Consider the following 18,726-nt stretch of genomic DNA (forward strand, 5'->3'; position numbering starts at 1 on the left):
GAAGAGACTGTCATGCCCCAATCAGCGCTGATCCTGGGTTGTTCCGGCCTGTCGCTCACCCCTGACGAGCGCGCTTTCTACCGTGATGCGAATCCCTGGGGCTTCATCCTGTTCCGGCGGAATGTCGGCACACCGGCGGAAGTGCGAGCCCTGACGGCTTCCTTGCGCGAGACGGTGGGACGCGATGCGCCCGTTCTGGTGGATCAGGAGGGCGGGCGGGTCCAGCGGCTGACGGCTCCTCATTGGTCGAAATATCCGGCCGCGCGGCGCTATAGCCAGCTCCATGCCAATGATCCGGTGACACGCCGCGAGATCACCCGGCTGGCTGCGAGACTGATCGCGCACGATCTCCTCGAGGTCGGCATCAACGTCGATTGCCTGCCGGTGCTCGATATTCCCGTGCCAGGAGCCCATGACGTGATCGGCGACAGGGCCTACGGTCTCGACGCGACCACGGTCGGCACGCTCGGTCGGGCCGCGGCCGAGGGCATGATCGCCGGCGGCGTGCTGCCCGTAATGAAGCATATGCCCGGCCATGGCCGCGCCGGCGTGGACAGCCATCTTTCGCTGCCGATCGTGGCGGCGGGCCGGGCCGAGCTCGAATCACTCGATTTCCTGCCCTTCCGCATGCTCGCCGACATGCCCGCCGCGATGACCGCCCATGTGGTTTACGAGGCTTTGGATCCGTCATCCCCAGCTACGACGTCCAAAAAAGTGATCCGCAATGTGATCAGGAAGGCAATCGGCTATGATGGTCTCCTGATGAGTGACGATCTTTCCATGCAGGCCCTCGAGGGAACATTGGAGCAACGCGCGGCAGCGGCCTTCGCGGCTGGCTGCGATCTCGGGCTGCATTGCAACGGCAAGATGGATGAGATGATCGAGGTGGCGCGGGCCGCTCCAAGCCTGTCAGGCAAGGCACGCCGCCGGGCCGATGCCGCCTTGGCCCGCATCCGCCACCTGCCGGAGCCGCTCGACATCGACGAAGCGCGGGAACGGCTGGCGGCGGCGCTTGCCAGCGGAGGCACGGTTTGAATGAGCGATGAGTTCGAGGAAGAGGTGAGGGCGGACACGGCGGTCAGCGATCCCACGCTCGTCGTGGATGTCGACGGCTTCGAAGGACCGCTCGACCTGCTGCTCGAATTGGCGCGGCGCCAGAAGGTCGATCTTACGCGCATTTCTATCCTCGCCCTTGCCGAGCAATATCTCTCCTTTGTCGAGGAGGCCCGCCGTCTCAGGCTCGAACTGGCGGCCGACTATCTGGTGATGGCGGCTTGGCTCGCTTATCTCAAGTCGCGCCTGCTGCTGCCGGAATCGCCGAAGGGCGAGGAACCGCCCGCGGCCGAATTGGCCGCCGCCCTTGCCTTCCGCCTGCAGCGCCTGGAAGCGATGCGCAATGCCGCCGCCCAGCTGCAGGAGCGGGCCGTTCTGGGCCGCGACGTGTTCAAGCGCGGCATGCCCGAAGGCATCCGACTTAACAATCATGGGCGATTCGAGGCAACGCTGCATGATCTGCTCTCTGCCTATGCCCAGCAGCGTCAGCGCGCCATGGTTGGTTATGTCAAGCTGCCCGAGCGCAATGTCTGGACGCTGGCCGAAGCGCGCGAATTGCTGGAAGCGCTGATCGGGCCGGCGGCGGACTGGCTCAGTCTCGACGAATTTCTGGTGGACTATCTGGCCGAGCCCTCGACACGGGCCACCGTTCGGGCCTCTAGCTTCTCCGCGAGCCTCGAACTCGTGAAGGAAGGCAAGCTCGATTTGCGTCAGGCTACGCCCTTCTCGCCGATCTATCTGCGGTCGCGTGGTGAAGCCGGCCAGACCGATCCTTCCTGATCGAGCCATGGCTCGATCAGGAAGGATCGGCAGCATCTCAACCCTCCTGTGCGGCACGCCGCCGAGGGCCAGCTGTCGGTTCGAGGACTAGGCAGGTTTTGGTAAACCATGCGGCCCGCGCTTTATTCTTGTGGCGCAGCCCGCATAGGGAAGGGTTAGGCTTTGGGCGAAATTGCATCGTTCCAACCGGAAGGCACGGCACAGACCGATCTGCAGCAGCATATGCGTTTGATCGAAGCCTTGCTGTTCGCGGCAACGGAACCGCTGGACGAGGCGACGCTGGCATCGCGGCTGCCCGAGGGTGCGGATATCGGTGCCGCCATCGGCGCCTTGCAGGCCGACTATGCGACCCGTGGCGTCAATCTGGTCAGGCTGGGGGGGCGCTGGGCTTTCCGCACCGCCGACGACCTCGCCTGGATCCTATCGCGCGATGCCTATGAGACGCGCAAATTGTCGCGGGCGGCGATGGAAACCCTGGCAATCATCGCCTATCACCAGCCGGTGACCCGCGCCGAGATCGAGGACATCCGCTCAGTGTCGATCTCCAAGGGCACACTGGATGTGCTTCTGGAAACCGGTTGGGTGCGCCTGCGCGGGCGGCGGCGCGCACCGGGACGACCGGTGACTTACGGCACCACGCCCGCATTTCTGGAGCATTTCGGCCTGGATGGCGTCGGCGACCTGCCTGGGCTCGATGAGCTCAAGGGAGCGGGCCTGCTCGATGGCCGCCTGCCGCCTGGCTTCAGCGTGCCCATGCCCAATGATGACAGCGCGCTGGCGCCGGATGAGGAGCCGCTGGAAGCCGCCGACCTTTCGTTCGCATTTCCGGAACCGGAACCCGAACATGAAGGTTGAGTAAGAACGGCAAACCTTCTTGTTTTTGCCGTCAAGCCCGCCTAGATTCTGCTGGGATCATCGGGTCGCGTGCGGCGCCGTTGTTGTGTTGTTGCAATCGGCTTTGCCGCGTTGGAGGGTATCATGGGTACATGGGGTATCACGCACTGGATCATTCTGGCTGTCGTCGTACTCGTCCTGTTTGGTGGACGCGGTAAGATTTCCGATTTGATGGGTGACGTTGCCAAGGGCATCAAATCCTTCAAGAAGGGCATGGCCGATGACGAACCGACGACTGCCCAGCAGCCTGTGAAGACGATCGATGCGCAGGCCGGCACGACCGTCAATCCGACCGAGCAAACCAAGGCGGGCTGAGCTGGCGCGGTTTGTGCCGGCGGCGTCAGCCTGAAGACTGGGTCTTTCTAGGCTCCGCGTTAATGCGCGGAGCATTTCGTTTCGCCAGACCGAGCGTTGCATGTTTGATATCAGCTGGAGCCATATCCTGATCGTGGGGGCAGTGGCTGTCGTCGTCATTGGCCCCAAGGAACTGCCCAGCACGATGCGCTCCCTCGGGCGGGGCGTGAACAAGCTGCGCCGTATGGCGGGCGAATTCCAAGGCCAGTTCAACGAAGCGCTCAAGGAAGCCAATCTCGAGGATGTCAAAAAGGAATTCGACACGCTGCGCCAATCCGCGGCAACCTTGAGTAGCATCAGCAGCCCCGCAGGCCTGGCGCGCAACGCCCTGAAATCCTCGGTGTTCGATTCGGAACCGCCACTTAGTCCGGCGGCAATTGCGCCGATTCTGGAGAACGGGGCGGTGGCTGCCACGCCAGGCGAGCCTTCCATCGCCGGGCCAAACCCTTCATCCTTGGCTGCCAAACTCGTCGGGGTCGAAATCCCCTCCGCCTTCGCCCCCCTTGCAGCGTTCAAGTCCTAAGATGACCGAAGACGACATCGACGCCTCCAAGGCGCCGCTTCTCGATCACCTGATCGAGCTACGCTCACGCCTGATGAAATCCGGCATTGCGTTCATCGTGCTGTTCATCGGCGCCTTCGCGATTTCCAAATCGATCTATCTCATCTTGCTGTGGCCCTATGAATGGGCGGCAGCCGGCAATCCGGTCAAGCTGATCTACAATCACCCGCTCGATTTCCTGTTCACGCAGATTCGGGTTGCTTTCTTCGCCGCTGCTTTCGTCGGCTTTCCCTTCTTCGCCATCCAGATCTATCGTTTCGTCGCTCCCGGCCTCTACAAGCACGAACGCAATATCTTCCTGCCCTATCTCATCGCCACTCCACTCTTCTTCTTCCTGGGCGGGTTGCTGGTGTATTTCCTGGCGATGCCAGCGGTGATGCATTTCGCGTTGGGCATGCAGCAACTCGGCGGCAGCGGAATCGCCACAATCGAATTGCTGGCGACTGTCGATGGCTATCTGTCCTTGCTGATGAACCTCATCTTTGCCTTCGGCTTGGTGTTTCAGCTTCCGGTGGTGTTGACCCTTTTGGGCCGGATTGGCGTGGTCGACTCGACCTTCCTGACGGAAAAGCGCCGCTATGCCATCGTCATCGTGTTCGCGATCGCTGCCGTGCTGGCGCCACCCGATCCGTGGAGCATGATCGCGCTTGCCGTGCCGGGCGTGCTCCTTTACGAACTCTCGATCTATTCGGTCCGGTGGGTTGAGAAGAAGCGCGCGGAAGGCGATACGCAGGCTTCGGAATAGCCCGTCGGTGTCCCGACGACCGTTCTGGAGTTGATCTCATGTATGATGTGAAGTGGATCCGCGAGAACTCGGGTCTCTTCGACCAAGGCCGGGTTCGCAGAGGGCTCGAGCCGCTGTCCGCCACCATACTCGAGCTCGATGAGAGCCGCCGTGCGCTCGTTGCCCGGCTGCAGGCCTCCCAGGAACGTCGCAACGCCGCCTCCAAGGAGATCGGTGCGGCCAAGCAGGCCAAGGATGAGGCCAAGGCGCAGGCCCTGATGGCCGAAGTCAATGCGCTCAAGGCTTCGATGCCGGCTGACGAGGAGGCGCTCCGCCTCGCCGACAAGGCCCTTTACGATCAGCTCATCTCGATTCCGAACCTGCCGCTCGACGAGGTTCCTACCGGTGCTGACGAACACGGCAATGTCGAACACCATCGCCATGGCGTGGCGCGGGCGTATACATTCGCCCCCAAGGAGCATTTCGAGCTGGGCGAAGCTCTCGGCCTGATGGATTTCGAGATTGCCGCCAAGCTCTCCGGCTCCCGCTTCGTGGTGCTGCAGAGGGGCCTGGCCCGGCTCGAGCGCGCGCTCGGCCAGTATTTCATCGACAAGCATACCGGCGAGCATGGTTACACCGAGGTCGCGGCGCCCTTGCTGGTGCGCGACGATGCCATGATCGGTACGGCCCAGTTGCCGAAATTCGCCGAGGATCAGTTCCGTGTTCAGCCGGGCGATTTCTGGTTGATTCCGACGGCCGAGGTTTCGCTGACCAACCTGGTGCGCGACGCCATCACCGCCGAGGAGGAGCTGCCGCTGCGCTATACCGCGCTGACCCACTGCTTCCGGGCCGAGGCGGGCGCGGCGGGGCGCGATACGCGCGGCATGATCCGTCAGCATCAGTTCCAGAAGGTCGAACTCGTCTCGGTCACCACGCCCGAACAGAGCCGGGACGAGCATGAGCGCATGCTCGCCTGTGCCGAGGCCGTGTTGAAGGGCCTCGACCTGCATTACCGGGTGATGACCCTGTGCACCGGCGATATGGGTTTCGCCTCCCAGAAGACCTATGACATCGAAGTCTGGCTGCCGGGGCAGGGGCTGTTCCGGGAAATCTCCTCCTGCTCGGTCTGCGGTGACTTCCAGGCACGCCGCATGAACGCCCGGACCCGTCCGAAATCCGGCGGCAGCCCGCGTTTCGTGCATACGCTGAACGGTTCGGGCGTGGCGGTCGGCCGCGCACTTGTGGCCGTGATGGAGAATTATCAGAACGAGGATGGCTCCATCACCGTTCCGGACGTTCTGGTTCCCTATATGGGCGGCCTGCGCCGGATCGAAAGACAGTAATCCCGCTCCCGCGCATCTTGCCGCACCGTCCTTGATTCCAGAATCAGGAAGGGTGAGGCAATCATTTGTTTCTGCAGGGATTTCTGCAACGGTAGGGGATTGCGTACGACAAACTCTCGCCGGAGCTCCTTTTCCTGTGGCACACTAGCTATGGACTCAGCGAACAGGGACGGACGGCGGATGCGAGTTTTGATTACCAACGATGACGGCATCCATGCGCCAGGCCTGGTTTCGCTGGAGAAGATCGCCCGCAGCCTTAGCGACGACGTGATCGTGGTCGCACCGGAGACGGATCAGTCCGGCGTTTCCCACTCCCTCTCGCTCAGCACGCCGCTGCGCCTGCGGCAGATCGATGAAAAGCGCTACGCCGTCAGCGGGACGCCGACCGATTGCGTGCTGATGGGCGTTCAGCACCTGCTCAAGGGCAGGCAGCCCGACGTGGTGCTGTCCGGCGTCAATCGCGGCCAGAACATCGCTGAGGACGTTACCTATTCCGGTACGGTGGCGGCCGCGATGGAGGGGACCGTCCTGGGGATTCCATCCATCGCTCTCAGCCAGGCTTATGGCATCGGGGGCAGGGACGGCATGCGTTGGCATTGCGCCGAACAGCATGCACCCGGTGTGATCCGCAAGCTGCTGGCCCACGGTTTCGCCAAGGGAACCTTGTTCAACGTCAATTTTCCCGATTGCGAGCCCGAGGAGGTCGCCGGGATTGCGGTCACCACGCAGGGGCAGCGCGATGCGGCCCTCGTCGACGTAGTCGAGCGGCAGGATTTTCGTGGCGGTCCCTACTACTGGCTGGCTCCGCGGCGGGAAACGCCGCCCCGGCTCGAGGGCACCGATCTGGCCGCCCTTTTCAACAAACAGATTTCCGTGACCCCCCTCCATCTCAACCTGACCGACGTGCCAGCCCTGCAACGGCTTTCGGATAGCTTTGAAACGGTGCGATGACGGACAACATGACGGATTACGAGCCCTTTGTGAATCCCGATGACGAACATGCGCAGGAGATGATGGCTTTCATCCTGCGCCTGCGCCGCCACGGGCTGACGGATCAGAAGGTGCTGAATGCCGTTTCCACTTTGCCGCGCCCCGTCTTCGTGCTGCCGGAATTCGCCGAGTTCGCCTGGCGCGACCTCAGCCTTCCCATCCAGTGTGGCCAGACCATCACGCCGCCCGTGCTTGCGGCCACCATTGCCGAGCGCCTGGATGTCGAGCCGCTGCATCGCGTGCTGGAGATCGGTACGGGTTCCGGCTATCTGACCGCGGTGCTAGGACGCCTCGCCAAGCGAGTCCTCACACTCGACCGCTGGCGCACCTTGGTCACCGAGGCTGAGGAAAGGCTGCGGGCCGTCACCATCCTCAATGTCACGATGATGGTGGCAGACGGCAGTTCCGGTTGGCGCCAGCAGGCACCCTTCGATCGTATCGTCACGACGGCCGCAATGAGCGAGGTGCCCGAGGATCTGCTGGATCAACTGGCCCTGGGGGGACGGATGATCGCGCCGATCGGCCCGCCGGGCGAAGAGCAGCAATTGACCATGATCGTGCGCGACGCCGACGGTTTCCATCATACGCCGCTGATGGACATCCGCGCCGCATCGATGATTCTGGGCGTTGCCGACCGGCTTTAAGCCGCCGTCGAGTTTGAAGCGGAAGCGAGTTCGGCGCAGTCATCGCTGGTATCACGGTACAATTGCGTCTTTCCCGTTGAGCCGGACTTTCAATTGCTCGACTGCAGGGCAGGGGCGAAGCCCCGACGCGCGGATGCAGACAAATTCAGGTCGCGGAGGGATGGCGGGATACCTCCATCCCGTGCAGTATGCGGCGGTTTCCGACGGTGCGGGACTGGCAGCCCAGGTCTGATTTCAAGATCGCCCCTGGTCGCTCAGTCAGAACCGCAACTCGGTTGGGGGATTTGAGATGACCGAACAGACAGCACAACAATTCAATTCAGATATTCCAACATTCAGCATTGCCGAACTGGATCAGGACACGCACGCCCTGTTCCGCAAATTTCGACCGGAAACCCCCTTCATCCGACGGGACGACGGGCCGCTCTTCGTCCTGCGCGCCAAGGACGTCGTCAGCCTCACCACCGACGAGCGCACCCGCCAGATCGAAACCGAACTCCTGCAATTGAGGGGTGTCACATCCGGACCTCTGTTCGACTTCTACGACAAATGCATGCTGCTTTCGAATGGGGCTGCCCATAGGCGGCGGCGCGGCCCGATGGCGCGAACCTTCGCCTTCAAGATGGTTGCCGAGGTCCGCCCCAAGGTGCGGGCGATGGCAGAAAAACTGATCGACCAGCATTACGAGGCTGGTGGGATGGACCTGTTCGAGGACTATTCGGCGATCATTCCGGCCCATACCGTTGCCGCCATTCTGGGGATGCCGGAGGCCGACATTCCGAAATTCGCGGATTGGATCTATGTCATCGCGCGCAGCCTGGGCACGTCCTGGACGGAAAAGGACATTCCCGAGCTCGAGGATGCCTGCCGGCAGATGACGGACTACATGTATGAACTGGTCGCGGAACGCCGCCAGAACCCGCGCGGCGATTTTCTGTCCGACTATATCGCCGCCATCGACGAGAATCCGGAGATGACGCCGCTCGAGGCGATCATGCAGATCATCATCGTGGTGCTGGGCGGCAGCGATACCACGCGGGCCTCGATGGCGATCCAGATTGCCCTTCTGCTCGAGCATCGCGACCAGTGGCAAGCCGTGTGCGACGATCCCAGCCTCATTCCCGGAGCGGTTTCCGAGGCCCTGCGATTCGAACCCTCGGTCGCGTCGCTGCCGCGGCTGGTGCTGGAGGAGATCGAGATCGGTGGTCACACATTGGCGCCGGGATCGCTGCTGATGCTCTCCACCATGTCGGCCTTGCGCGATCCCGATGTGTTCGCCGAGCCGGATCGATTCGACATCAGGCGGACGGATCATACACGCTGGCACTATGTCTTCGGCGGCGGCGCCCATCGCTGTCTGGGTGAAGCCCTGGCAAAGGCGGAGCTGGAAGAAGGGTTGGCAGCGCTCGTCAGCCGTATTCCTCAAGCCAGGCTCGTCGGCAAGCTGAAAGTCGAAGGTCATGGCGGCATTCGCAGTGCCGAGGACCTGCGCCTGGAATGGTCGCGTTGAGCCATTTGTGAGTCGCGCCGGTGAAGCTGATTCCCTGTGGGCGCCGGCGCGGCAACTCTTTAACGCATGGGGCAAGGCCAACCCTGTCCCCTGATCGTGATCGCCTGTCGGAGAACCCGTAGCAATATGATGCGGTTGCTTGAAAAGCACTGCAATCTCAATGGCGTGGGCGGAACAGGCTCCGAGGTGTCCGCTCGCCTGCAATCGGCGCCGTTCCCGGATTTTGTCCAAATTGAGTCCAGCTCTTAAGGCGTTGTTTACCCCAATAGAGGCTTAATCACCCCATCTTCTTCTCAAGCGTGGGTGTGAGCGTCCTATGCGTTTTCCGATCGAATTGATCCGTTCGCGCCACTTGTCGCGCGTCGCCGTGATCGCCTTGGTGGCTGGCCTCGCAGCAAGCTGCAGCGACACATCGAGGTTCGCCCAGAACCCCTTCTCCAATCCGTTCACCTCGAGTGACAACCAGTTGGCCTATGCCCAGCCGCAGCCTTCCAAGGCGAGGCCGCGCTACGACAACTCCGGCTATGCCGTCAACACCGTGCCGGCGGCGGGCGTGGTCGCCTCGCAGCCGTTGCCTCCGGTCGGTGCCGTGGCTCAGCGCAGCACGCCGTCCACGCAATATCGTCTGGCGCGTGGCGAACAGCCGATCGTAACCGGCGCGATCTCCACGCCTGCACCGCAGATCGGCGGCTTCAAGGCGGGGGGGTGGACTGCCACGGGCGGAACGCCGGTTACGGCCGCTGCGGGAGAGACCATCAACACGCTCTCCAACCGCTACGGTGTGCCTTCCGACGCGATCATGAAGGTCAACGGGCTGACCTCCCGTTCGCTGACGCCCGGACAGCAGGTCATCATCCCTGTCTACAATGCGGCCCAGAATGGCAATGGCGCAGTGACAACAGTTGCTGCTACCGCCGACCAGCCTTATCCGGGCGACGTGCCCGAGACGTCACGCGGCAGCGTCGGCGAGGTCAAGGTTCGCCCTGTTGCGACCACGCCGGCCGCCGGTTCGAAGCCGAGGCCGGCTCCCGTCGCTGCTGCTTCCGGCATTCACGTCGTCAAGCCAGGCGAGACGTTGACCTCGATCGCCAAGGCCTATGGCACGACGCGGCCCCGCCTTGCCAAAGAGAACGGCATCGATGAATGGATGAGCGTCAAGATCGGCCAGAAGCTGGTCGTGCGCGGTACGGCCCATGCCGCGGCGGCGGTGCCGGCACCGGCTGCCGAGGCTGTCGACAACCGCCCGCCGCGTGACGTGCCGGTCGCTGCCGCCGTTCAACCGAGGCCTGTGGCTGCTCCCAAGCCGGTGCAGGCGGCGCGTGCCGCAGCTCCGGTGCCGGTGAAGACCGCCAAGACGCAGAAGTCGATTGCCGCCGAGGCGATGCAGGTTGCAGCCCCGCATGGGCAGGCCGTCAAGACTGCCACCGTCAAGCCGGTGACGGTCAAGCCAGTTCAGACGGCGAAGGTCGCTCCGGTCAACGCCAAGGCCAAGCCCGCCCAGGTCGCGGCCGCCAAGCCGATCGATCCGACCAAGGCGAACAAGCTCAAGGCTGAGAAGCTGGCTGCTGCCAAGCAGAAGGTGCCGGCCAGCAAGCCTGCGCAGGTGGCGGCTGCCAAGCCGGTCAAGCCTGCCGAAGTCAGCCAGCCTGCGCCGGTTGCAACCGGGACGATCTCGCCCTCCGCGAGCCTGCCCCAGCAGGCTGCTCCCGCCGCGGAACTGCCGAAGGATGCCAATGCCGCTGCCTCGGGTAACCCTGAGTTCCGCTGGCCGGTGAAGGGGCGCATCATCCAGAACTTCGGGCGCAACAGCGACGGCATCAATATCTCGGTGCCGGAAGGCACCGAGGTGAAGGCCGCCGAGGATGGTGTCGTCGCCTATGCCGGCAACGAATTGAAGGGCTATGGCAACCTGATCCTGATCCGCCACGCCAATGGCTATGTCACGGCTTACGGCCATGCCAAGGATCTCGACGTCAAGAAAGGCGAAACCGTCCGGCGCGGCCAGACCATCGCGACCGCAGGCCAGACGGGCAACGTGACCTCGCCGCAGGTGCTGTTCGAAGTACGCAAGGGTGCCGCGCCGGTCGATCCGACCCGCTATCTCTCAGGCACCTGATACCGAAATCTGCTTCTCCGCGAGACCCCGAAGCAGCTCGAGTGGCCCGGCAGCGATGTCCGGGCCACTTTTCATTGAGCCGACGGAACAGGTCAGCTCAACGCCTTGCCCAGGCGGCCGGCGAGATCCTGCACATATTGCCAGGCCGTGCGGCCCGAGCGGGCGCCGCGGGTCGTCGCCCACTCCAGCGCCTCGGCCCGCATGGTGTCACGATCGAGGTCGAGGCCGAAATGATCGGCATAGCCATAGACCATGTCGAGGTAATCGTCCTGGCTGCAGCGGTGGAAGCCGAGCCACAGGCCGAAACGATCGGAGAGCGACACTTTTTCTTCCACGGCCTCGCCGGGATTGATTGCGGTCGATCGCTCATTGTCGATCATGTCGCGGGGCATCAGGTGACGCCGGTTCGAGGTCGCGTAGAAGATGAGATTGTCCGGGCGTCCCTCGACGCCCCCTTCCAGCGCTGCCTTGAGCGACTTGTAGGAGGTGTCGTCGCTGTCGAAAGAAAGATCGTCGCAGAACACGATGAAGCGATAGGGGGCTTTGCGGGTGAGATTCATCAATTCGGGCAGGCTGTCGATGTCCTCGCGGTGAATCTCGATCAGCTTCAGGATGCCACCGACCTTGGCGTTGATATCGGCATGGGAGGCCTTCACCAGCGACGACTTGCCCATGCCGCGGGCGCCCCAGAGCAGGGCGTTGTTGGCAGGCAAGCCGCGTGCGAAGCGCTCGGTGTTGTCGACCAGGAGATCGCGCACCAGGTCGATGCCCTTGAGCAAAGGCATGGCGACCCTGTTCACCTTGGGCACGGGCTGCAGATATTTCTCACCGGCCTGCCAGATGAAAGCCTCGGCAGCGTCGAAGTCGGCCTTGATGGCGGCGGGGGGCGCCAACCGCTCCAGGGCGTCGGCGATACGGGCGAGCAAGTGCGGCAATTCTCGGGATGAAAAGTCAGTCATGGCAACCAGATGAGATGAACGTGAGTAAGCCCTTCGTCTCTAACGCGCCGGCGAGGCGCTGAAAAGCGGCGGCATGCCGCGCCTGCCTCCAAGTGCGCGGCAATGCCTTGTGCGAAACCCCGGGCGGATCTCGGCAGAACGATGCCGTGGCAAGGCCGGTGCCTGTTCGCTGCCACTTTTAGGACGGGGATGCGATTGAGGATAGGGGATGCGATTTCCTGGCCGCCACCCAGCGGCGCCTGGTCAAATCGGTGATGCCGGAATGGACAGTTTCCCACACCGTTGGCCATGAATTTTTCGTCATGTGCTGGGCGAAAGTGGCGTTCTGTTTGCTTTCGGTGGCTGGTTCACTATATTCCGCGCGAATTCGCGGCCGGGCTGTCCCGGCCGCTTCTCTTGAGAGGCGATCCCATGTTCACGACACCAGCCTTTGCCCAGGCAGCCCAGGGCGGCGGCGACCTGTTCTCCAGTCTCGGCGGTACGCTGCTGCTGCCGATCGCAATGTTCGTGATCTTCTACTTCCTGCTGATCCGTCCGCAGCAGCGCAAGGCGAAGGAACAGGCCGCTCTGCTCAAGGGGATCCGTCGTGGCGACACCATCGTGATGTCGGGTGGCATGATCGGCAAAGTCACCAAGGCGGTCGAAGGCGAATCCGAGATCGAGGCCGAGATTGCCGAAGGCGTTCGCGTGAAAGTCATCCGCGAGATGGTGGCCAGCGTCCGCTCCAAGACCGAGCCGGTGAAGAAGTCCGAGGCGGCCTGAGGCCTTTTGGGGTAATTCCCCTCTTTGGCTTCGATCACAAGACACGATAAGAGACTCAGGATAGGGTCGGCGCGGTTCTTTATCTCCCGACTGTCCTGAGAATAGCCTGTCAAGGCTCGGAATTGCTCCGCTATGCTGCACTTTTCTCCCGCCAAGACGGCTTCGGTCCTTCTTACCTTGCTGATCGGCCTATGGCTGGCCGCGCCCAATCTGATGCCAGCCAGCTGGGTCAAGGCCATGCCGTCCTGGCTGCCGCACAAGACATTGACGCTCGGCCTCGATCTCCAGGGTGGTTCCTACTTCCTGCTCGAGATCGACAAGAATGCGGTGATCAAGGAACAGGTCGCCAGCCTGCGTTCGCAGGCGCGCCAGATCCTGAACGACAACAAGATCCGCAGCCAGGCCGCTCTGCAGGGGCGCGGCATCCTGGTGACGCTGCCCAATCCGGCCGACACCGAAAAGGCCGTCCAGCTGCTGCAGGTGCTGGGCAATCCGGCCGACGGCAATCTCTTCGGCACCGGCAACCGCACCGCGACCATCGCCTCCTCGACGCCGGGGCAGGTCAGCGTGGCATTGACCGATGAAGGCCTGCGCGACCGCATGACCCGCATCGTCCAGCGTTCGGTGGAGATCGTCGGCAACCGCGTCAACCAGACCGGCGTGGTCGAGCCGATCATCCAGCGCCAGGGCGAAGATCGCATCGTGGTGCAGCTGCCGGGTCTGGATGATCCGGATCGTTTCAAGAATCTGCTGGGCCAGACGGCCAAGCTCGAATTCCGCCTGGTCGATCTGAGCATGCCCGTCGATCAGGCCATGCGGACCCGCCCGCCCGTCGGTTCCACGGTCCTGCCATCGTCGGATGGCGGCCAGAACTATCTGATCGAAGACCAGGTGATGGTTGCCGGCGACGAACTGACCGACGCCCAGGCGAGCTTCGACCAGAACACGCGTGAGCCGGTGGTTTCCTTCCGCTTCAACACCAATGGCGCGCGCCAGTTCGGTCGCGTCACCACCGAGAATGTCAACAAACCCTTCGCCATCGTGCTCGACGGCAAGGTCCTGTCGGCGCCGGTCATTCGTGAGCCGATCACCGGCGGCTCGGGCCAGATCTCGGGTAATTTCACCACACAGCAGGCGCAGGATCTGGCGCTGCTGCTGCGCTCGGGTGCCTTGCCCGCGCCCATGACGGTGATTCAGGAACAGACGGTCGGCCCGGGCCTCGGCCAGGCCGCCATTCGCGCCGGTGAGATGGCCGCCCTGGTCGGCTCGATCCTGGTCATCGGATTCATGATTGCCAGCTATGGCCTGTTCGGCATCATCGCCTCCGTCGCCGTGGCGCTCAATGTCGGCATGATCTTCGGCATCCTGTCCCTGCTCGGCGCGACGCTGACCCTGCCGGGTATTGCCGGCATCGTGCTGACGGTCGGCATCGCCGTCGACTCCAACGTGCTGATCTATGAGCGCATACGCGAGGAAGTGCGGGCCGGACGAACCGTGCTGATGTCGCTCGATGCCGGCTTTGCCCGGGCGCTGGCGACCATCCTGGATTCCAACATCACCACCTTCATTGCCGCCGCCGTGCTGTATTTCGTCGGCACCGGCGCCGTGAAGGGCTTCGCGGTGACGCTGGGGATCGGCATCATCACGACGGTGTTCACCGCCTTCACGGTCACGCGCCTGTTGGTTTCCTGGTGGTATCGCGGGGTCAAGCCTCGTTCCATCCCGATTTGATAGATTGATGGAGTGAGCGCGGTGCGCCATCTTCGCATTGTTCCCGACAATACCAGTTTCGGCTTCATCCGGTTCCGGCGTATCAGCTTTCCGATTTCGGCCGTGTTGTCGATTCTGGCTCTGGTGCTTTTCTTTACCCACGGCCTGAACTACGGCATCGATTTCAAGGGCGGCATCGCCCTTGGCGTCACGGCCCAATCGGGGCAGGCCGATGTGCAGGCCATTCGCGACAAGCTGGCGCCGCTTGGGCTGGGCGAGATCCAGATCCAGAGTTTTGGCGACAAGGGACAGGTGCTCATGCGCATCGCCCTCCAGCCGGGCGGTGATGCCGAGCAGAATGCGGTTGCCGAGAAGGTCAAGCAGACGCTGGCACCCGACTATATCTCCGGCAAGGACGACCAGATCCAGATCATCGGTCCGAGCGTTTCGCAGGAACTGGTGACGGTCGGTACCGTCGGCATTTTCGTCGCCATTCTGGGTATTCTGATCTATTTGTGGTTCCGCTTCGACTGGCAGTTCGCCGTCGGTGCCATGATCGCCAACGTCCATGATATCGTGCTGACCATCGGCTTCATGTCGGTGACGCAGATCGATTTCGACCTCACCAGCGTCGCCGCGCTGCTGACCATCCTCGGCTATTCGCTCAACGATACCGTGGTGATCTATGACCGTATTCGCGAGCTCCTGCGCAAATACAAGAAGAAGCCGATGGATGAGCTCCTGGACGAGTCGATTAACGCCACGTTGTCGCGCTCTGTGATCACCCACGTCACCGTGGCACTGGCCTTGCTGGCCCTGCTTCTGTTCGGGGGGCACGCCATTCACAGCTTCACCGCCACCATGCTGTTCGGTGTCGTGCTGGTCGGTACCTACACCTCGATCTTCATTGCCTCGCCCGTCCTGATCTATCTGGGCCTGCGTCCTGGCAGCCATGAGACGGCAGGCGGCGACAAGCCGGAGTAAGCTGTCATGACCGGAGGCGAACGCCGCTTCCTGCCGCGCGTGGCGCCGATCGATGCCTATGGCACCGGCGGCTTCCGCTTTGCGGAGATGTCGCATCGCGGTTCGCTTCTGTGCCTGCCCTCCGGCATGCATGCCTGGCCGGTGACGAGTGCAGCGGAGTTGTCGGCAAAGGCGTTCGAACCAGTCTTCGCCGAAGCCGATGCCATCGAGATCCTGCTCGTCGGCACCGGCCCCGACGTCGTTTTTTTCCCCGAGGCACTGCGCTGGCGTTTCCGCGATCTCAAGATCGTCGTCGATGCGATGCCGACCGGCGCGGCGACCCGCACCTGGAACGTCCTGCTCGCCGAGGATCGTCGCGTCGCCGCCGCCCTGATCGCCGTGCCATGAGCGCCGATCGCCTGGCCAATGCCCTGGCCAATTCCAATATCAGCATGAGCAACGAAGCCTATTGCGCGAGCCTGCTGCGCGAACATGACCGCAATCGCTGGCTTGCCAATCTGTTCGCGCCGGCCGAGCACAGGCGCGCCCTCAATGCGCTTTACGCCTTCAACAGCGAAATCGAGCGCGTGAGGGACATGGTGTCGGAGCCTCTGCCGGGCGAGGTCCGGCTGCAATGGTGGCGGGACCTGCTGGAGGGGCAGGCGAGGGGGCAGATATCCGGACACCCGGTTGCCTCCGAACTTCTGGCTGCGATCGATCGCTACCATCTGCCAGCCTCGGCGCTCGTAACCCTGATCGACGCCCACACGCACGACCTCTATGACGATCTGCTGCAGAGCATCACCGATCTGGAAGGCTATTGCGGCGAGACCTATTCCAGCCTTTTCCGTATGGCCAGCCTCATTCTTGCCGATGGCGGTGACCCCGGCAGTGCCGATCTTGCCGGGCATGCCGGCGTGGCCTATGGCATAGCCTGTCTGATGAAGCAGGCCGCCCGGCATGCGGCCAGGGGGCAGATCTTCGTGCCGGCCGATCTCGTGCTGAAGCATGGAACGGCTCGCGAGGACCTGCTGAACGGCCGCAACACCGGCGAGATGCGGGCCATGTTTGCCGAGCTTGCCGGGGTAGCGCTGCAACATCTGGGCACGTCGGAGCAATTGCTGTCTGCCGCCCCCAGTGCGATTGCGCCCGCCTATGTCGGTCTTGCGTTGGTCGGCCCCTTGCTCAGGCGCATGACACGGCCGGGGTTTGACTGGTTTCGCCATGAGGCCGGCCTGCCGCAATGGCGCAGTCAGTGGCATCTATGGCGTTTTTCACGCAGGCTGCGTTAGCTCGGAATAGGGCTGCCTCGGACTATTTCGGTTTGGCAGCGTGGGCCAGCGCCTTCTCCAGGTCTTCACGCTCCTCGCAGCCACCGGGGCAGAGCTTGACCAGGGCTGCGAGATTTTGCTGCGCCTTGGGAAGGTCGCCATTCTCGATAAAGAGTTCGCCCTGATATTCCAGAGTCCCCTTGTGAGTGGGATCGATGGCGAGCGCCTTCTCGTAGAAGGTTTGGGCGGTCTTGCGGTCACCGCTCTTGCGCAGGCTGTAGCCGAGCAGATTGTAGACGTCGGGGTCTTTCGATCCGCTATCGGCCAAGGGTTGGAGAGCCGCTATGGCGGCCTTGTAGTCCTCGGCCTTGATCTGGGTTCGGATAGAGGCGAGATCGGGCGTCGCGGCGGCGGGGGTGTCGGACGAAGTGTCGGCAGCCAGGGCCGGGCCTGCAACGAGGAGCAGGGTCAGGACGGATGCGAGGCCATGGAGGCGGAGCATTGCAGGATCCTGTTTGCTGATGGCGAAGCGGGATTACGAACGTCGTCGATCGGACCTTTAGTCCCGCCATGATGCGGACAGGGCGGGAACCGAGAGCAGGCTACATCGCTATCGAACCCGTGCCCATCCCGCTTCTTGTCCCGGGACGGGAATCGCCTGAAGCAAATGGCCGCTAGGCCGGGAGTTGTTCGCCGGCCATCGCGTTCTTCCAGCTCTCCAGGGCTTCCAATGCCCTGGCGCTCACCGCCCTCTTCTTGGCAAGGGTCTTTTCGCTGCCGCGCAGGCGTTTTCCACCTTCCCCCTTGGGAGAGATCTCCAAAGGAGGGAACAAGCCGAAATTGACGTTCATCGGCTGGAAGGAGCGCGGTCCCGCCTCTTCGCTGACGAGGTGACCACCGGTGATGTGGTTGAGCAGGGCGCCGAGCGCCGTGGTGGGCGGCGGTGCCGTTACCGGCTGGCCCAGGCGTTCGGCGGCGGCGAAGCGGCCCGTCATCAGGCCGACGCTCGCGCTCTCGATGTAGCCTTCGCATCCGGTGATCTGGCCGGCAAACCGCAGGCGTGGCTGCGTCTTCAAACGCAGCGTCGAGTCCAGCAATACCGGCGAGTTCAGATAGGTGTTGCGATGCAGCCCGCCCAGACGGGCAAATTCAGCATTCTCGAGCCCCGGAATCATGCGGAAGACCCGAACCTGCTCGGCATATTTCAGCTTCGTCTGGAAGCCGACCATATTGTAGAGCGTGCCGAGTGCATTGTCTTGCCGCAACTGCACGATGGCATGTGGCTTGACCTCGGGATTGCGCGGATTGGTCAGGCCGACCGGCTTCAGCGGCCCGAAGCGCAGGGTTTCGCGACCGCGTTCGGCCATGATCTCGATGGGCAGGCAGCCATCGAAATAGGGCGTACCCTCGAATTCCTTGAAGCCTGTCTTGTCGCCGGCAAGAACGGCGTCGAGAAAGGCTTCATACTCCTCCTTGCTGAGGGGGCAGTTGATATAGTCGGCACCGGTGCCACTCGGGCCCGGCTTGTCGTAGCGCGACTGATACCAGGCGATGTCCATGTTGATGGATTCGCGATGCACGATCGGCGCAATCGCATCGAAGAAGGCGAGCGACGTCTCACCGGTCAAGGTCGCGATCGCATCGGCAAGAGGCTTGGAGGTGAGGGGACCTGTGGCCACGATGACATTGTCCCAATCCGCAGGCGGCAGGCCGTCGACATGTTCGCGGCGGATCTCGATCAACGGATGCGATGTCAGTCGTTCCGTCACAGCAGCCGAGAAACCGTCCCGATCCACCGCGAGGGCTCCGCCCGCCGGAACCTTGTGGCTGTCGGCGCAGGCCATGATCACCGAATCCAGCCGCCGCATTTCCTCGTGGAGCAAGCCGACCGCGTTGGTCTCGGCGTCATCGGAGCGGAAGGAGTTGGAGCAGACAAGCTCGGCAAAGTCCGTGGTCTTGTGGACCTCGGTCGGCTGAACTGGCCGCATTTCGTGCAGGATGACGGGAACGCCTGCCCGGGCAATCTGCCAGGCGGCTTCGGAACCGGCGAGGCCGCCGCCGATGATATGAATGGTATCGATGGTCATGCCC

19 protein-coding genes are annotated in these 18,726 nt (G+C 63.0%); 16 read left to right on the forward strand and 3 right to left on the reverse strand.

What is annotated here, in order from left to right:
- The first annotated feature begins 12 nt into the window (after positions 1 to 12).
- From nagZ to ACTJKX_RS05145, 11 genes are all read left to right on the forward strand, one after another.
- Positions 13 to 1,035, forward strand: coding sequence for a beta-N-acetylhexosaminidase (gene nagZ / locus ACTJKX_RS05095; protein ID WP_367622791.1), 1,023 nt, complete (start codon positions 13 to 15; stop codon positions 1,033 to 1,035).
- Positions 1,036 to 1,833 carry a segregation and condensation protein A gene (locus ACTJKX_RS05100; protein WP_367622790.1) on the forward strand — a complete coding sequence of 266 codons (798 nt, stop codon included), beginning with the start codon at positions 1,036 to 1,038 and terminating at the stop codon, positions 1,831 to 1,833.
- 222 nt (positions 1,834 to 2,055) lie between these two features.
- Positions 2,056 to 2,688: an SMC-Scp complex subunit ScpB gene (gene scpB, locus ACTJKX_RS05105; RefSeq protein WP_376717664.1), complete on the forward strand. Its 633-nt coding sequence runs from the start codon at positions 2,056 to 2,058 to the stop codon at positions 2,686 to 2,688.
- A 123-nt stretch (positions 2,689 to 2,811) separates the two neighbouring features.
- On the forward strand, positions 2,812 to 3,042 hold the full coding sequence (locus ACTJKX_RS05110; RefSeq protein ID WP_311935957.1) for a twin-arginine translocase TatA/TatE family subunit: 231 nt from the start codon (positions 2,812 to 2,814) through the stop codon (positions 3,040 to 3,042).
- A 100-nt stretch (positions 3,043 to 3,142) separates the two neighbouring features.
- Positions 3,143 to 3,604, forward strand: a complete 462-nt coding sequence (gene tatB / locus ACTJKX_RS05115) for a Sec-independent protein translocase protein TatB (protein ID WP_367622789.1) — start codon at positions 3,143 to 3,145, stop codon at positions 3,602 to 3,604.
- A gap of 1 nt (position 3,605) precedes the next feature.
- Positions 3,606 to 4,388, forward strand: coding sequence for a twin-arginine translocase subunit TatC (gene tatC, locus ACTJKX_RS05120; protein WP_367622788.1), 783 nt, complete (start codon positions 3,606 to 3,608; stop codon positions 4,386 to 4,388).
- A 38-nt stretch (positions 4,389 to 4,426) separates the two neighbouring features.
- Positions 4,427 to 5,710 carry a serine--tRNA ligase gene (gene serS / locus ACTJKX_RS05125; protein ID WP_367622787.1) on the forward strand — a complete coding sequence of 428 codons (1,284 nt, stop codon included), beginning with the start codon at positions 4,427 to 4,429 and terminating at the stop codon, positions 5,708 to 5,710.
- Positions 5,711 to 5,890: 180 nt separating this feature from the next.
- Positions 5,891 to 6,661 carry a 5'/3'-nucleotidase SurE gene (surE, locus tag ACTJKX_RS05130; RefSeq protein ID WP_367622786.1) on the forward strand — a complete coding sequence of 257 codons (771 nt, stop codon included), beginning with the start codon at positions 5,891 to 5,893 and terminating at the stop codon, positions 6,659 to 6,661.
- Positions 6,658 to 7,344 (forward strand): protein-L-isoaspartate(D-aspartate) O-methyltransferase, encoded by a 687-nt coding sequence (locus ACTJKX_RS05135; protein WP_367622785.1) that lies wholly within the window; start codon positions 6,658 to 6,660, stop codon positions 7,342 to 7,344. Before surE ends, ACTJKX_RS05135 begins: the two co-directional genes overlap by 4 nt.
- A gap of 289 nt (positions 7,345 to 7,633) precedes the next feature.
- Positions 7,634 to 8,854, forward strand: a complete 1,221-nt coding sequence (locus ACTJKX_RS05140; protein WP_440724578.1) for a cytochrome P450 — start codon at positions 7,634 to 7,636, stop codon at positions 8,852 to 8,854.
- Positions 8,855 to 9,170: 316 nt separating this feature from the next.
- Positions 9,171 to 10,970: a peptidoglycan DD-metalloendopeptidase family protein gene (locus ACTJKX_RS05145; protein ID WP_440724579.1), complete on the forward strand. Its 1,800-nt coding sequence runs from the start codon at positions 9,171 to 9,173 to the stop codon at positions 10,968 to 10,970.
- Between the two features lie 92 nt (positions 10,971 to 11,062).
- On the opposite strand, the gene ACTJKX_RS05150 is transcribed toward ACTJKX_RS05145, so the two are convergent.
- On the reverse strand, positions 11,063 to 11,929 hold the full coding sequence (locus ACTJKX_RS05150) for an ATP-binding protein (RefSeq protein WP_311935977.1): 867 nt from the start codon (positions 11,927 to 11,929) through the stop codon (positions 11,063 to 11,065).
- Between the two features lie 411 nt (positions 11,930 to 12,340).
- On the opposite strand from ACTJKX_RS05150, the gene yajC reads away from it, so the two are divergent.
- From yajC to ACTJKX_RS05175, 5 genes are all read left to right on the forward strand, one after another.
- A complete protein-coding gene (yajC, locus tag ACTJKX_RS05155; protein WP_311935980.1) occupies positions 12,341 to 12,691 on the forward strand; it encodes a preprotein translocase subunit YajC in 351 nt (116 codons plus the stop codon).
- Positions 12,692 to 12,823: 132 nt separating this feature from the next.
- The gene (secD, locus tag ACTJKX_RS05160) at positions 12,824 to 14,422 is read left to right on the forward strand and encodes a protein translocase subunit SecD (RefSeq protein ID WP_440724580.1); all 1,599 of its coding nucleotides are present in this window, start codon (positions 12,824 to 12,826) and stop codon (positions 14,420 to 14,422) included.
- Positions 14,423 to 14,443: 21 nt separating this feature from the next.
- Positions 14,444 to 15,385, forward strand: coding sequence for a protein translocase subunit SecF (gene secF, locus ACTJKX_RS05165; protein ID WP_311935986.1), 942 nt, complete (start codon positions 14,444 to 14,446; stop codon positions 15,383 to 15,385).
- A 6-nt stretch (positions 15,386 to 15,391) separates the two neighbouring features.
- Complete coding sequence (locus ACTJKX_RS05170; RefSeq protein ID WP_311935989.1) at positions 15,392 to 15,772, forward strand: Mth938-like domain-containing protein; 381 nt, start codon at positions 15,392 to 15,394, stop codon at positions 15,770 to 15,772.
- Positions 15,769 to 16,656, forward strand: a complete 888-nt coding sequence (locus tag ACTJKX_RS05175) for a phytoene/squalene synthase family protein (RefSeq protein WP_440724581.1) — start codon at positions 15,769 to 15,771, stop codon at positions 16,654 to 16,656. The genes ACTJKX_RS05170 and ACTJKX_RS05175 overlap by 4 nt, the downstream gene beginning before the upstream one ends.
- Positions 16,657 to 16,678: 22 nt before the next feature.
- Here ACTJKX_RS05175 and ACTJKX_RS05180 read toward each other — a convergent pair whose 3' ends face one another.
- On the reverse strand, positions 16,679 to 17,137 hold the full coding sequence (locus ACTJKX_RS05180; protein ID WP_440724582.1) for a tetratricopeptide repeat protein: 459 nt from the start codon (positions 17,135 to 17,137) through the stop codon (positions 16,679 to 16,681).
- A 172-nt stretch (positions 17,138 to 17,309) separates the two neighbouring features.
- Complete coding sequence (trmFO, locus tag ACTJKX_RS05185; protein WP_440724583.1) at positions 17,310 to 18,722, reverse strand: methylenetetrahydrofolate--tRNA-(uracil(54)-C(5))-methyltransferase (FADH(2)-oxidizing) TrmFO; 1,413 nt, start codon at positions 18,720 to 18,722, stop codon at positions 17,310 to 17,312.
- Positions 18,723 to 18,726 lie beyond the last annotated feature (4 nt).

It is taken from the genome of Labrys sp. 22185, from assembly GCF_052045555.1.
Classification (GTDB): Bacteria; Pseudomonadota; Alphaproteobacteria; order Rhizobiales; family Labraceae; genus Labrys; species Labrys neptuniae.